Annotated in this window: 13 protein-coding genes; 1 reads left to right on the top strand and 12 read right to left on the bottom strand. The window is 70.7% G+C overall.

All coding sequences use genetic code 11. The annotated features are described in order from the left end of the window. Positions 1 to 351: 351 nt before the first annotated feature. The 8 genes from pheT to QM711_RS09630 form a co-directional block, all read right to left on the bottom strand. Positions 352 to 2889: a phenylalanine--tRNA ligase subunit beta gene (gene pheT, locus QM711_RS09595; RefSeq protein WP_415098705.1), complete on the bottom strand. Its 2538-nt coding sequence runs from the start codon at positions 2887 to 2889 to the stop codon at positions 352 to 354. After that, complete coding sequence (pheS, locus tag QM711_RS09600; RefSeq protein WP_415098707.1) at positions 2886 to 3989, bottom strand: phenylalanine--tRNA ligase subunit alpha; 1104 nt, start codon at positions 3987 to 3989, stop codon at positions 2886 to 2888. The genes pheT and pheS overlap by 4 nt, the downstream gene beginning before the upstream one ends. Before the next feature lie 58 nt (positions 3990 to 4047). Continuing rightward, positions 4048 to 4875, bottom strand: coding sequence for a TrmH family RNA methyltransferase (locus QM711_RS09605; RefSeq protein WP_415098709.1), 828 nt, complete (start codon positions 4873 to 4875; stop codon positions 4048 to 4050). A gap of 118 nt (positions 4876 to 4993) precedes the next feature. Continuing rightward, positions 4994 to 5359, bottom strand: a complete 366-nt coding sequence (rplT, locus tag QM711_RS09610; protein ID WP_415098711.1) for a 50S ribosomal protein L20 — start codon at positions 5357 to 5359, stop codon at positions 4994 to 4996. A 75-nt stretch (positions 5360 to 5434) separates the two neighbouring features. Further along, positions 5435 to 5641, bottom strand: a complete 207-nt coding sequence (rpmI, locus tag QM711_RS09615; protein WP_298132259.1) for a 50S ribosomal protein L35 — start codon at positions 5639 to 5641, stop codon at positions 5435 to 5437. Between the two features lie 46 nt (positions 5642 to 5687). Further along, a complete protein-coding gene (gene infC / locus QM711_RS09620) occupies positions 5688 to 6395 on the bottom strand; it encodes a translation initiation factor IF-3 (protein ID WP_415099952.1) in 708 nt (235 codons plus the stop codon). Positions 6396 to 6825: 430 nt separating this feature from the next. Continuing rightward, positions 6826 to 7122 (bottom strand): putative quinol monooxygenase, encoded by a 297-nt coding sequence (locus tag QM711_RS09625; RefSeq protein ID WP_415098713.1) that lies wholly within the window; start codon positions 7120 to 7122, stop codon positions 6826 to 6828. A gap of 251 nt (positions 7123 to 7373) precedes the next feature. After that, on the bottom strand, positions 7374 to 7883 hold the full coding sequence (locus QM711_RS09630) for an SseB family protein (RefSeq protein ID WP_415098715.1): 510 nt from the start codon (positions 7881 to 7883) through the stop codon (positions 7374 to 7376). A gap of 155 nt (positions 7884 to 8038) precedes the next feature. On the opposite strand from QM711_RS09630, the gene QM711_RS09635 reads away from it, so the two are divergent. Then, on the top strand, positions 8039 to 8461 hold the full coding sequence (locus QM711_RS09635; RefSeq protein ID WP_415098717.1) for a hypothetical protein: 423 nt from the start codon (positions 8039 to 8041) through the stop codon (positions 8459 to 8461). Positions 8462 to 8593: 132 nt separating this feature from the next. Here the strand turns inward: QM711_RS09635 and QM711_RS09640 are convergent, their stop codons facing one another. From QM711_RS09640 to QM711_RS09655, 4 genes are all read right to left on the bottom strand, one after another. Next, complete coding sequence (locus QM711_RS09640) at positions 8594 to 9085, bottom strand: PH domain-containing protein (RefSeq protein WP_415098719.1); 492 nt, start codon at positions 9083 to 9085, stop codon at positions 8594 to 8596. Then, positions 9082 to 9927 carry an ATP phosphoribosyltransferase gene (gene hisG, locus QM711_RS09645; protein ID WP_415099954.1) on the bottom strand — a complete coding sequence of 282 codons (846 nt, stop codon included), beginning with the start codon at positions 9925 to 9927 and terminating at the stop codon, positions 9082 to 9084. Before hisG ends, QM711_RS09640 begins: the two co-directional genes overlap by 4 nt. A gap of 80 nt (positions 9928 to 10007) precedes the next feature. Continuing rightward, positions 10008 to 10274: a phosphoribosyl-ATP diphosphatase gene (locus tag QM711_RS09650; RefSeq protein ID WP_415098721.1), complete on the bottom strand. Its 267-nt coding sequence runs from the start codon at positions 10272 to 10274 to the stop codon at positions 10008 to 10010. A gap of 77 nt (positions 10275 to 10351) precedes the next feature. Next, positions 10352 to 13840, bottom strand: coding sequence for a BTAD domain-containing putative transcriptional regulator (locus QM711_RS09655; RefSeq protein ID WP_415098723.1), 3489 nt, complete (start codon positions 13838 to 13840; stop codon positions 10352 to 10354). Positions 13841 to 13844: the final 4 nt, after the last annotated feature.

Raw genomic sequence — 13844 nt, forward strand, 5'->3', positions numbered from 1 at the left:
GCCGGAAGCGGGTTTGTCGCAACACGCGACCTGATTGACGTGGCACTCATCGATACCTGCCGACCTGGGGGGAAAGTGGGCAAATGCCGCAGCCACCACCGAGTCCACAAGTGAATGCTTGGTTCCGCGACGGCCACGAAAGGTCGCATCAGTACGGAAGTTGGGCAGTCTATTGGGGGGTGGCGCCCGACTGGTTCACAGTACCCACAACGGCCAGCGCAGGGCAAACCGTCCAAAATAGCCGGAATCTCGGGCGCGAGCAGGCATGACACGGCGCATCGCCAGTGTCTTGTTCGAGGCTATCGATGCCCCACGTCGGCGCCGCCGCAGGCGGTGGGACCGCGACCGACCTCAGGTGCGCTGAACCGCGTGGAGCCTCCGCACCGCCTCGGCGACCGCGGCGTCCCTCGCACCGGCGATCTCGGCGTCCTTCAAGGTTCGGTCGGGAGCCCGGAATCGGAGGGCGAAGGCCAGCGACTTCGAGCCGTCCGGGATCTGCGAGCCGCGGTAGATGTCGAACAGGTGGATCGACTCCAGCAGTTTGCCGGCACCGGCGACCAGGGCGTCGGTGACCTCACCGGCGCCGACCGTCTCGGCGACCACCAGGGCGACGTCCTCCTTGGCGACCGGATGCTGCGAGACCGGGTCGATGCTGCCCGGTCCAGGCGCCACCGCGAGCAGCACATCGATGCTGATCTCGGCGGCCGCCGTCCGGGCCGGTAGCCCGAACGCCTTGCACACGCTCGGGTGCAGTTCGCCGGCGTGTCCCAGCAGCACCTCGTCCCCAGCAGCATCGAGAACCAACAGTTTCGCGCAGCGTCCCGGGTGGAACGGGGGGTACGGATCGGCCTCGCGCCGCACGCTCACCCCGGCCGCCGCCGCGGCGATCTCGGCGAAGGCGATCGCCTGCTTCCAGGACGCCGGCTCGGCCGCGCCGTCCCAGCCGGCCGGACGCCAGGCGCCGGTCAGCACCACCGCCAGGTGCCGCGGCTGGTCCGGCAGCGCGGCCTCGATCGCGGCCAACTCCTCGTCAGAGGGACGCCCGTCGACGCCGGGCACCGGGGCGGCGGCACCGCTCCCGGCGCGGAACACCGAGCCGGACTCGAACAACGCCAGGTCGTCGTTGCCGCGGGAGGTGTTGCGCTGGACCGCGGCGAACAGGCCCGGCAGCAGCATGGTGCGCAGGTACGGGCTGGTCTCGGCCAGCGGATTGGCCAGCCGGACCAGCGCCCGGCGACGGTCGTCAGCAGGCAGTGCCAGCCGGTCCAGATCCTCGGCGGACCCGAACGGCAGGGTGAGCAGTTCGGTGAAGCCGTTGTCGGCCAGCGCCCGGTTGATCGCCCGCCGGGTGACCTGGCCACGGGTCAGTCCGCGGCCGGCCGGCGGCGTCGGCAGGACGGAGCCGATGGTGTCCAGCCCGATCTTGCGGCCGACCTCTTCGACGTAGTCGTAGGGGTCACGCAGGTCTCGGCGCCAGGTCGGCGGCAGCACGCTCAGCTGGCCGTCGGACGTCACATCGACGGTGATCCCACCGGCGCGGAAAATCTCCGCCACCCGCTCGGCGGGCACCTCGACACCGAGGATCTGCGACGGCAACTCGACCCGGATCCGTTGCGTCGGCATGGTCGGAACAGCACCGGTCACGGTCTCGGCACCCGACAGCACACCGCCACCCAACTCGACCAGGTAGTGCGCCACCAGGTGCGCGGCCGCGTAGGTCGCCGCCGGGTCGGTGCCACGCTCGAACCGCTTGGACGCCTCGGACGGCAACCCGTGCCGCCGCATCGACCGCGAGATGGTGGACGGGTCGAACGCGGCCGCCTCGATCACGATGTCGGTGGTGGCGGCGTCGCATTCGGTGGTGGCACCGCCCATCACACCGGCGATGCCGATCGGACCGGAGTCGTCGGTGATCAGCAGGTCGTCGACTGACAAGGTGCGTTGCGCGTCGTCCAGGGTGACGATGCGCTCCCCCGCGGACGCCTTGCGCACCCGGATCGGTCCCGACAGCTTGGACGCGTCGTAGGCGTGCAACGGCTGGCCGACTTCGAGCATCACGTAGTTGGTGATGTCCACCGGCAGCGAGATCGGCCGCATGCCGGCCATGGTCAGCCGCTGCTGCATCCAGCGCGGGGACGGCGCGGTCTCGTCCACGCCGGTCACGGTCAGCGCGACGAACAGCGAGCAGGCCGGATCGTCCAGGACGACCGGGTAGCCGTCCGCCACCGGCGCCGGCACGGCTCGGTCGACCACGTCGGTGAAGGGAACGCCGAGCGCCTGAGCAGCCTCGCGGGCCAGGCCGCGGATCGACATGCAGTAGGCCATGTCGGGCGACACGTTGATGTCGAGCACCTCGTCGCCCAGCCCCAGGTACGCCGACGGATCGTCACCCGGCGCGAGCCCGGCGTCTGGGGGGAGCACGATGATGCCGTTGTGGTCGCTGCCGATGCCCAGTTCGTCTTCGGCACAGATCATGCCGTCGGAGAGGTGGCCGTAGGTCTTGCGCGAGGTCAGCGTGAACCCGCCGGCCAGCACGGTGCCGGGCAAGCCGACCACGACCAGGTCGCCGACGGCGAAGTTGTGCGCGCCGCAGATGATGCCGCGGACGCCCTCGGTCACCGGACGCCCCTCCACCGGGGCCGGCGGACGGTCCGGGGCAAGAGCTGCGCCGACGTCCAGGTGGCACCAGCGGATCACTTTGCCGTTCTTCTGCGGCTGATCGACGAAGTCGACCACGCGTCCGACCACCAGCGGACCGACGCCGGCGCCGAACTGCTCGACGGTCTCCACCTCGAGTCCGGCCCGGATCAACACCTCGGCCAGCTCCCGGCCGGTCAACCCCTCCGACAGCGCGACCCAGTCGCGCAGCCAGCTCATCGGCGCCCTCATCGAGCAACCCCCTTCAACATGCGGCTGAATCGGACGTCACCCTCGACCAGATCGCGCATGTCGGCGAGGTTGTTGCGGGTCTGCAGGGTGCGCTCGATGCCCATCCCGAAGGCGAAGCCGCTGTACACCTCGGGGTCGACACCGGCGGCCCGCAGCACCCGCGGATTCACCACCCCGCAACCGCCCCACTCGATCCAGCCCTCCGACTTGCAGGTCCGGCAGGGCCGGTCGGGGTTGCCGACCGAGGCGCCGCGGCAGACGAAGCACTCCAGGTCGACCTCGGCACTCGGCTCGGTGAACGGGAAGTAGTGCGGACGCATCCGGGTGCGGATGCCCGCCCCGAACATGGCCTGGGCGAAGTGGTCCAGGGTTCCGCGCAGGTGAGCCATCGAAATGCCCTTGTCAACGGCCAGTCCTTCGATCTGGTGGAAGACCGGCAGGTGGGTGGCGTCGTACTCGTCGGCCCGGTACACCTTGCCCGGACAGACCACGTACACCGGCAGCTCGCGTTCCAGCAGCGACCGGATCTGCACCGGTGAGGTGTGGGTCCGCATCACCAGATGGTTGCTGACCGGCTCGACGAACAGGGTGTCGGTTTCGCCGCGGCTGGGATGGTCGGGGCCGATATTGAGGGCGTCGAAGTTGAGCCACTCCGATTCCAGCTCGGGTCCCTCGGCGATCTCCCAGCCCATGCCGACGAAGACATCGCTCATCAGGTCGATCAGCCCGGTGATCGGATGAATCGCACCAACCGGGTGCAGCTCGACCGGCAGCGTCACGTCGACCGCTTCCTCGGCGAGCACCCGGGTCAGTTCGGCGGCTTCGACCTCGGCGGTGCGGGCGGCCAGTGCGGCCTGCACCCGGCCACGGGCCGCGCCGAGCAGCTGACCGGCCTGCTTGCGGTCGGCGGGCGGGATCGCGCCGATCGCCCGGTTGGCCAACGCCAGCGGGGAACGGTCCCCGGCGTGCGCCAGTCGGGCCTCCTTGAGCGCGGCCATCGAGTCGGCCTCGGCGATCGCGGCCAGGGCCTCGGCGACCAGCGCGTCGATGCCCTCCGGGCGCAGCGCGTCCACCGGATCGGGTTGGTTCGGGACTGACATGCGTCTGTTCTCCGTGTCTATGAGGTCTCGACAAGCTCGACCGGGGTAGCCATCGCCGCTAGCCGGAAGCGTCCCGGGTGTGCTGGGCGCTGGCCGAGGCGTACAGGCAGACGGCTGCCGCGGTGGCCAGGTTGAGGCTCTCGGCCTGGCCGTAGATGGGGACGGCCACGGTGGTGTCGGCGAGTTCCAGGTGTTCGACCGGGAGTCCCCAGGACTCGTTGCCCATCACCCAGGCCGTCGGCTCGGCGAGCCCATCGGCCAGCTCGGTGAGTTCGGTGCCCGACTCGCCGTCGGTGGCGAACACCCGCAGGCCGGCGGCCCGGCAGGCGTCGATCGCCTCGGCCAGCTCGACCCCGGTCACCACCGGCAGGTGGAAGACGCTGCCCGCACTGGCCCGGACAGTCTTGGGGTTGTAGACCTCGACCGAGTCCGAGGACAGGATCACGGCGTCGGCACCGAAGGCGTCCGCGCACCGGATCACCGTGCCGGCGTTGCCGGGGTCGCGGATCTGCGCGCAGATCACCACCAGCCGGACGCCCGGCGTGACCGCCTCGGCCAGCGGGACGTCCAGCGTGCGGCAGACCGCGACCACCCCCTGCGGCGTGACCGTGTCGGAGATGGTGGCGATGTTCTGCTCGCTGACCGCGTAGTGCCGGACGCCGGCCTCGCGGGCGGCGGTCAGCAGGTCGACGTGATCGTGGACGGCCGCCCAGCGGAAGAACACCGACTCGACCACCTCCGGCTGCTTCAACGCTTCGCGGACCGCCTGCGGACCCTCGGCCAGGAACCGCCCCGACGCCTTGCGCTCCTTGCGGCGCAGCAATGCCCGGGCGGCACGCAGCACTGCCTGGGACGGCTCGGGTAGCTCCAGACGTTCGGGGATCATCGGCGATCGCCTTTCAGATGCGATGGCTCAGCGAGTGCGATGGCTCAGCGAGGGGTAGGACGGAACAGCGCGACACCGCGAGGATTCGCGGTATCGCGCTGACCTGCCGGTGGGTTGGTCAGGCGGTGGCGCCGGCGTTGGCCTTCGCCAACTCGACCAGCTTGCCGAACGCCGGGACGTCGTTCACCGCGAGCTCGGCGAGCATCTTGCGGTCGACCTCGACGCCGGCAGCCTTCAGGCCGCTGATGAAGCGGTTGTAGGTCATGCCCTCGTTGCGCGCCGCGGCGTTGATCCGCTGGATCCACAGCGAGCGGAAGTCGCCCTTGCGGTCCTTCCGGTGCGCGTAGTTGTAGGTCATGCTGTGGAGCAGCTGCTCCTTGGCCTTGCGGTACAGCCGGGAGCGCTGACCCCGGTAGCCGGACGCCTGTTCGAGGACTTCGCGGCGCTTCTTCTGGGCATTCACCGAACGCTTGACGCGTGCCATGGTGGGTTACTCCTTGTGGTGTTGATGTCGGTCCGGTGGCCGGACCGCGCGCAGTCGGGCGCGGGTGGTTGAGGTTCAGCGGGCCTTGTAGGAGCCGAGCAGCTTGCGGGCCTTCTTGGCGTCGCCCTTGGCGACGACGGCGTCGCCGTCCAGCCGCCGGGTCCGGGTGGTCGGCTTGTGCTCGTTGAGGTGCATCTTGCCCGCCTTGCGGTGCATCACCTTGCCGGAGCCGGTGAGCTTGAACCGCTTCTTGGCGCCCGAGTGCGTCTTCATCTTCGGCATCGTGCCGCTCGCTTTCTTTTCGTGGATCTCACAGCTGTGAGAGGTCTTACAGGTCGATGTCGGGGTCCATGTTGTCGGCCGGGCCCCGGCGCTTCTTGAGGCTGACGCCGCCCTGGTGGGAGGCCCGGTGCTCGGCCTCGGCGGTGCGTTCGGCCTCGGCATCGGCGGCGCGCTGAGCCATCCGGGCTCGCTTGTTCGCCTCGGCGTCCACCCGCGCCTCGGACTTCTTCTTCGTCGGCGACAGCACCATGAGCATGTTGCGGCCGTCCTGCTTGGGCGCCGACTCGACGAAGCCGTCCTCGGCCACGTCGTCGGCGAGCTTCCTCAGCAGGTTGAAACCGAGTTCCGGACGGCTCTGCTCGCGGCCGCGGAACATGATGGTGATCTTGACCTTGTCGCCGCCCTTGAGGAAGCGCACGACGTGACCCTTCTTGGTCTCGTAGTCGTGGCTGTCGATCTTGGGTCGCAGCTTCATTTCCTTGATCACGGTGTTGGTCTGGTTGCGCCGGCTCTCGCGGGCCTTCTGGGCGGCCTCGTACTTGAACTTGCCGTAGTCCATGAGCTTGGCGACGGGTGGACGCGCCATCGGGGCCACCTCCACCAGGTCGAGATCGGCCTCGCGGGCGAGCCGCAGGGCGTCGTCGAGCCGGACGATGCCGACCTGTTCGCCGGCAGGCCCGACCAAGCGCACCTCGTTGGCGTGGATGCGCTCGTTGATCCGTGGTTCGCTGATGTTTCCTCCAGTGTGTCGCAGCGTGACGGTGCCGACCGAAGCGAAAAGGCCCCCGCCGATGCGGAGGCCCACGGAGGAACCGGGCCAGCCTGCGTTGCGCAGCTGGCCGGTTGGCGACCCGCCGGCCGAGGGCCGGAACGGGTGGGAGTGCGGGACCCCACTTCGGAGGATCAGCCGAGACGGCCGATCGACGCTCGTCATCGTACCTTGTGCCGCGCCGTGATGCCCAATCGGGGCTACCCGCGGGGGTGTTCCCAGGAGGTCCGCGGGCGCCGGAGACAAGGATCCGGATCGGGCTGGTTCATTCCAGCCCGATCCGGATCCTTGAATTGACGTGCTGATCATCGTTGGCCGAGACAGCTTCTCCAGACCCGACCTTGCGGCTGGCAAGGGGTTCCGACAAGCCCAACCAGCGAAACGCTTCCTTCGCGCCCGTGTTGAGCAGTCCGCGTTACTCGGCCCGATCGCCCTCCCAGAACGCCCACTCGTAGTCGGACGTCAGCGCGCCGTCGCCGACCAAGCGCAACACCTCGGCGACCTCGGACTGGGCATTCTGCCGATCCAGCGCCTCGCGGTCCTCGAAGACCTCGAGGACGACGAAGGAGTGGGGATCGGTCACGCTGCGGGCGGTGTCGAAATGGATCACCCCGGGCAACTTCCGGCTCGGTGCCTCGACGGCTGCGATGGCCGCAGCCATCTCTTCGGTGCGTTCGGGTCTGCATTGGACCCTGAACCGGGCGAAAATCATCGCGCCTCCTCGGGTTGGACCTCGGCGAATTCTACGACCGCAAGGGCAGCATGGAGCCGGCCGGCCTTGGCTGAGTGTGAATCGAAGCTCTTCGTCGGCCGGGGTCTCGACAAGCGCTCTTTGTCAGCTGGGGTCTCGACAAGCTCGACCAACGGGGGTGAGCTCGACCAACGGGTGTGAGCTCGACCAACGGGTGTGAGCTCGACCAGCGGGTGTGTGAGCTCGACCAGCGGTGAGACCGGCGGCGAGGATCAGCGGTTGCCCAAGGGGTCGGCCAGGCTCAGCCAACCCCACCCGTCCTGCAGTCGCATCAGGCGGTTGCCGGTGGCCAGCGGCCGGATCAGCTCGCCCTCGATGGCCAGCAGGTGCGGTCCCGCGACATCGACGACGATGGCCCTGGCCCCCACCTCGACCGCGGTGGCGGCGACCTCGTCCAGCGTGCAGGGCACCGGCCGGGCTGAAGGGTCGAAGGCGCGTAGGGCGTCCAGGCCGGTGAACGCCAGGACGCCGCTGGAACCGTCCGCGGCGCTCATCAGCACGGCGGACATCTCGGCGTGCCGGCTCGGATCGGGCTCGCCGGACTCGTCGCCATCGGCCACGATGGGCAGCAGCAGCCGGGCGCCGCACAAGGCTGCGACGCCGTCCAGGTACGCCTCCGGGTCGTCCGATCCGGAAGCCCGCGCCAGCACCGAGCGGAGTTCGGCGTCCGGCTCACCGCGGTCACCGGCCCAGGCGGCATTGACCTGTCCCAGAGTTCGCACGGCACCAGCCAACCACACCCGGCTTTCGATGCCCGAACCGGGCGCTCGCGGCCCGAACCAGCCGGCCCGGTGCTGCGGGGAAGGCGCCGGCGGAACTATGCCGTCGCCCCGGCGCGGCTCTGGCACCCGAAGGGCGATGCTGGCACGCTGCTCGCATGGAACTCTCCCTGTGGGTGATGATCGTGGCGATCGGCTGGACGGTGCTCGGCCTGGTGCTGGTCGCCGTGCTGTGGTCACGAGCGCCGTGGAAGGCAGTGCTCGCCTGGCTGGGCATCACGCTGATCCCGATCGGGCTCTGGCTGGCCGGACTGTCGCAGGCTGCGATCGACGGCTGGAACACCCTCGCGCTGTGGTGGCAGGGCCTGGACTTCACGCTGCCGGTGCTGGTCGGAGTGAGCCTGCTCGGCCTGGCCGCGCTGTTGCTGGTGGTGTCGCGGCTGACGCCGAACCGGCCGCGCCGCCGACGGGATTCCGGCGAGGTCACCCCCGCCGCCGCGGCACCGGCGTACCGTCCGGCATCGCCGCGCAGCGAGTCCGAGCGGACGATGATCCTGCCGGAGAACCGCCCGAACCCCTGATCTGCCGATCATCGGCGGGCTCTTCAGATTCTGTCTGGTAACCGGTTTCGACAAGCTCAACCAGCGAATCGACAGGCTCCGCCGGCGAATCGACCGGCTCAACCAGCGAAACGGCGCATTGATGCCGTCGGTTCAGGCGTTGCCGTCGTCCGGCTCCGGCGGCGTGCCATCGGCGATCTCGGAGCGGTCCACGCCGTAGGCCTGCGCCAACCGTGCCCGCAGGTCGGCGACGTGCTCGTGCGCCAAGTCACGATCACTGCGCTGGATGCCGAGCAGCGGACGCTGCTCAATGGCTCCGCGGACGACGACGAACGGCCAGGGATCGCCGTCGCGGTACCGGAACGCCTTGATCTCTGCCCACGGCACCAGATGGGTCCGGACGCCGTTTCGCAGGGTGAGCCCATCGTCGTCGGCACGGACGTAGCTGAAGCCGAGCGCCAACGCGGTGACGATCATGATCGCCAGGAACGCCAGCAGGGTCAGCACCTGCACCGGGGTGAACAGGTTGCGGACGTAGACCGGCGTCATCGTCCAGCCCAGCACCGAGGCGAACACCAGCGACGCCGACAGCGACACCGCCATCCGCATCGCCGCCCTGGGCCGGAAGGTGATCGGCTCGCTCATAGCCGGCAGGCGACGATGTCGGTGACCAGGATCGCGTCTGCACCCACGTCCCAGAGCCGGTCCATGATCTGTGGCGCCTCGGTTCGCGGGATCATCGCCCTCACCGCCACCCAACCCGGTTTGGCAAGGGGGGACACCGTGGGCGCGTCCAGTCCCGGAGTGACTTCGCAGGCCGCTTCCAATGCTGTCTCGGGCACGTTGTAGTCGACCATGTAGTAGCTGCGGGCGGTCAGCACACCGGTCAGCCGGCGCAGCAGCCGGTCCGTGCCCTCAGGGTCGGGCGCACCCGCCCGCCGGATCAGGATCGCCTCCGAAGTCAGGATGGAGTCGCCGAACAGCTCCAGCCCGGCGCGTTTCAGCGTGCTGCCGGTCTCGACGACGTCGGCCACCGCGTCCGCGACGCCGAGCCGCACCGAGGACTCGACCGCGCCGTCCAGCTTGATCAGCCGGGCCTGGATTCCTTCGGCGGCGAGCCAGCCACCGACCAGACCGGCATACGAGGTGGCGATTCGCTTGCCGTGCAGGTCTGCGGTGGTCCACTCCGCGCCGCCCGGCGCGGCGAACCGGAACCGGGTGCCGCCGAAGCCGAGCGCCAGCACCTCTTCGGCGTCCGCCGCCGAGTCGATCAGCATGTCGCGTCCGGTGATGCCGAGATCGAGGGTGCCCTCTCCCACGTAGACCGCGATGTCACGCGGGCGCAGGTAGTAGAACTCGACGGAGTTGTCGGCGTCGATCAGGACCAGATCCTTGGAATCGTGCCGCTGCCGGTAGCCCGCCTCGCGGAGCATCTCGGTGGACGCCTCGGAGAGGGAGCCTTTGTTGGGGACGGCGATCTTCAGCAACGGACGCTCGGACACTGTGGTGACTCTACTGGGCGCCGCGGACGGTTCGCGCACGCTCCCCGGCACCGGACGGACGGCGGTCACAGGTGGCTGTAGACGTCGTCGAGGTCGATGCCGAGCGAGACCATCAGCACCTGCAGGTGGTACAGCAATTGACTGATCTCGAGCGCGGCGTCGTCCGTGGTCTGGTATTCGGCCGCCATCCAGACCTCGGCCGCCTCCTCGACGATCTTCTTGCCGATCGCGTGGACGCCGGCGTCGAGCGCGCGCACAGTGCCGGACCCCTCGGGACGCTCGGCGGCACGCCGCTGCAGTTCGACGAACAACTCTTCGAAGCTCTTGCTCACGGGCAGGCAGTCTACGGCGCGAGCCATGCCTCCGGCGCCGCCGGTCCGGCGGTGGGCCGGCGTGGCCTCGCCCCGGGTCAAGCGGCGGCGAGCGCCAGCTCCTGCTGCCAGGCGGCGGCCGCGCTCAGCAGCTGCCGGCGTTCGGCGGCGGACTCGGCACCGACCGGCAGGATCTCGCTCAGCGCTTCGGCCGCGTCCGCGGCGATCGGGACGAGTCCGGCTGCCCCCGCCTGGTGCAGCGCCGAACGCAGCAGCCGGCGGGCGGCCGGCAGGTTGCCGACCACCACTTCCAGCCGGCCGAGGTAGTAGTCGACCGGACCGAGCCACAGCATCGACCCCCACACCGCGTGCCGTCCCGAGTACGGCCGAAGGAAGGTCAGGATCCGGGCCGCGGCCATCGGATCCGCGAGTCCGGCCACCGCTCTGGCCTGGACACAGCTGCAGGCGAGCCAGCCCGACCAGCGCGGGCCGCTGACCGCGTCCATCACCGTCTCGGCACGTTGCCGGGCAAGGTTCGTCTGGCCGCCCTGCAGCAGCACTTCGACGCCCAGCCAGCCGGTGTGCAGGCCGACACTGTCGCCGATCGCGACGATGATCGGGTCCCAGGCGGCCAGCCGTCCGAGCCGCCGGTCGATCTCGGAGGCGGTCACCATCGAGTACGACTCGCGCTGGTAGAGCTGGGTGCGTTCGGTCTGCTGAACGGCCGACACGGCCAGTTCCCGGGCCCCCGCGATGTCACCACGCCCGGTGGCGATTCCCACCTCGGCCCACAGCAGTTGCGAGACGGCACCGGCCAGCCGGTGTCTGCGGGCCAGCTCGAGTGCTCGGCGGATGTCGGCGGCGCTGTCATCGACCTGGCCGTGCGCGCTGCGGCCACAGGCGCGGATCGCCAGGCCGACCAGTCCGGCCAGCGCCCAGCGCTGCGGGTCGACCCCGGGTCGGGGCTGCCCGACCAGATCAAGCAGCCGCTCGGCCACCCTCAGCTGCTCGTCCAGCACGCCCGCCTGCCAGAGCACCCGTCCGTGCTGGCCGAGTGCGGACGCCAGCGCGCCGGCGTCGCCGCTGCGCTCGGCCAGGTCGACGGCTTCGGCACCGAAGAGCAGGGCTCGCTCAGTGGCTGCGTAAGTGAGGCCCACCGCCTCCGTTCCGCGCAGTCGGGCCCGCACGGCCAGGCTCTGCGGATCGTCGGACTCGCCGAGTTCCGCGCGCGCCGCGGCCAGCCGCTCGAGCAGCTGTTCGTCCACCGAGCCGAAGGCGACCCAGTGCCAGATCCCGCCGCTGATGTCCAGAATCTCGGTGAGTTCGGCATAGGCGGAGCGCCGGCCAAGGGCAACGGCCAGGTCGAACGCCTCGATCAGGCACTCGCGCAGCTCCTGCAGCGCGCAGGCGAGCGACAGCGCCAATGCCCGCCGGGTCAGCAGCTCGAGCCGTCGCTGCCGGTCATCGGCCGGCAGAACCGCCAGCGCGCGGGCGAACCAGTACGCCGCGGTGTCGTGGGTCCGCGACGCCAGATGAGCCTCGGCGGCCGCCGCCGCTGCCCGGATCGCTGCCGGCCGGTCGGTCAGCGGCAGTCCTTCGACCAGGTGATGCGCCAACGCCGGCGAGTCCCCCGAGCCCGACAGGGCCTGGGCGGCGCGCAGGTGCCAGCGCCGGCGGGTCAGCGGTCCGGCGGCGTCCAGCACCGCCTCCCGGACCACGGCGTGGCTGAAGACCAGGCCGTCCGAGCCGGCCGGCTCGGTCAGGATGGCGAGGTCGACTGCCTGTTGCAGGGCGTCCAACAGCTCGGCTCCGATGCCGTCATCGGCCTGCGGCTCCACCACGGCCGACAACAGCTCGAGATCGAACCGCTGGCCCAGCACGGCCGCCGCCCGCAGTACGGTACGGGCCGCCTCCGGCAGCAGCTGCAGCCGGCGCTGGACGACCGCGCGAACCCCGCCGGGCAGCCCGTCGCGGTCGCCGGCGGCGATCAGCCGGGCGGTCTCGCCGACGAAGAACGGGTTGCCGCCGGCTCGTTCGACCACCAGGTCCAGGTCACCCGGCGACAGGTCGCCGCCGATCCGTGAGGCGAGCGCGCGGGCGTCCGGGGCGTCCAGTTCGGCCAGGTCGAGCCGGCGGAACCACGGTTGCCGGGCGAGGGTGGAGAGCAGGCCGACCAGGCCGGGGCTTTGCTCGGGCCGCGTGGTCAGCACCAGGGTGACCGGCGCCTCGGCCAGTTCCACGGCCAGGAAGCCGAGCAGCCGCAGCGTTTCGGCACCGGCCCAGTGGACGTCCTCGACGGTGAGCAGCAGCGGCCGCAGGCCCGACCGCTCGCGCAGCGCCGCGACGATGGACGGCGCCGCGTCGGCAGGACCGGCGCCGAGTTCGGCCAGCGCCGACTGCACCGGCCACAGCGCACCGACGTCGGCGTCCTCGTGACAGCGGCCGACGCCGACCGCGACCCCGGCCGCCGCGGCCCGGCGAGCCAGTTCCTCGGCGAGCGTCGATTTGCCGATGCCGGCCGGCCCGGTCAGCAACACGATCCCGGCGCGGCCCCCGATCGCCGCGCTCACCACCTCGTCGACCACGCCGAGTTCGCTGTGCCGGCCGAGGATGGCGCCGGCCGGTCGGGCCACCCGGGTGGTCGCCGGGGCAGCCGGTTCCGGCGCGGGGACTGCTGCCGCGGACGCCGTCGCCTGGGCCGGCGCCGAGGGGGCGTCCGATGCTGCGGGTGCGTCCGATGCTGCAGGGGCGTCCAATGCTGCAGGTGGGTCCGTGACCGCCGGTCCGGACGGCGTGACCGACGGTGCCACCGCCGGTGCGGCGAGCTCGGGGTCCTGCCGCAGCAGCCGTTCCAGCAGTTCGGCGAACGCCGGACTCGGATCGAGGCCCAGCTCGTCGGCCTGGGTCTCGACGAACGTCCGGTGTCGGCTCAACGCGTCCGCCGTCCGGCCGCTGCGATAGAGGGCCAGTACGAGCAGCCGCCAGACCGTCTCGTCATGGGGTTGCGCCCGGGCCAGGGCTTCCAACTCGCCGAGCACCTCGTCGTGCCGGCCGAGCGCAACGGCGGACTCGGCCCGGATCAGCTGGGCCGCCACCCGCTCGTCCTCCAGGCGATAGGTCGCCTCACGGACGAAGGCCACATCGAGTGCTCCGGCGAACGGCGTCCCCGACCAGAACTGCAATGCGTGGGTGGCGGCTGCCGCTGCGCTCGCGTGATCCCCGGTGGACCGCGCGGCGCGCGCGGCGGACAGTGCGCGCCGGAAGTCGTCCACGTCGAGTCTCGCCTCGGCCGGCAGCACCAGCCGGTAGCCGGGCAGCTGGGTCCGCAGGATCTCGGCATGCCCGCGGGGTCCGCGGTCGGGCTCGATCGCCCGGCGCAGGTGCGACATCATCGCCTGGATCGAGGCCTCGGGCCGGCTCGGCGGCTCCGCCTCCCACAAAGCGTCGACGATCCGGTCCACCGAGACGGTGGAACCGCGGTGCCAGGCCAGCAGCGCGAGCAGGGTGCGGCGCAGCGGCGGGCCCAGTGGCACACCGACCCGGTCGGATCGCACGCTGACCGGGCCCAGCAGTTCGAACCGCAGCACGCTC

This window comes from Micropruina sp., from assembly GCF_047602385.1.
Taxonomy (GTDB): Bacteria; Actinomycetota; Actinomycetes; order Propionibacteriales; family Propionibacteriaceae; genus Micropruina.

What these genes read in the sequence shown, in the direction of transcription:
- QM711_RS09635 (WP_415098717.1), top strand. Translation starts at nt 8,039, where the DNA reads ATGGAACTCTCCCTGTGGGTGATGATCGTGGCGATCGGCTGGACGGTG.
- rplT (WP_415098711.1), bottom strand. Translation starts at nt 5,359, where the DNA reads ATGGCACGCGTCAAGCGTTCGGTGAATGCCCAGAAGAAGCGCCGCGAA.
- rpmI (WP_298132259.1), bottom strand. Translation starts at nt 5,641, where the DNA reads ATGCCGAAGATGAAGACGCACTCGGGCGCCAAGAAGCGGTTCAAGCTC.
- pheT (WP_415098705.1), bottom strand. Translation starts at nt 2,889, where the DNA reads ATGAGGGCGCCGATGAGCTGGCTGCGCGACTGGGTCGCGCTGTCGGAG.
- QM711_RS09605 (WP_415098709.1), bottom strand. Translation starts at nt 4,875, where the DNA reads ATGATCCCCGAACGTCTGGAGCTACCCGAGCCGTCCCAGGCAGTGCTG.
- pheS (WP_415098707.1), bottom strand. Translation starts at nt 3,989, where the DNA reads ATGTCAGTCCCGAACCAACCCGATCCGGTGGACGCGCTGCGCCCGGAG.
- QM711_RS09625 (WP_415098713.1), bottom strand. Translation starts at nt 7,122, where the DNA reads ATGATTTTCGCCCGGTTCAGGGTCCAATGCAGACCCGAACGCACCGAA.
- QM711_RS09640 (WP_415098719.1), bottom strand. Translation starts at nt 9,085, where the DNA reads ATGAGCGAGCCGATCACCTTCCGGCCCAGGGCGGCGATGCGGATGGCG.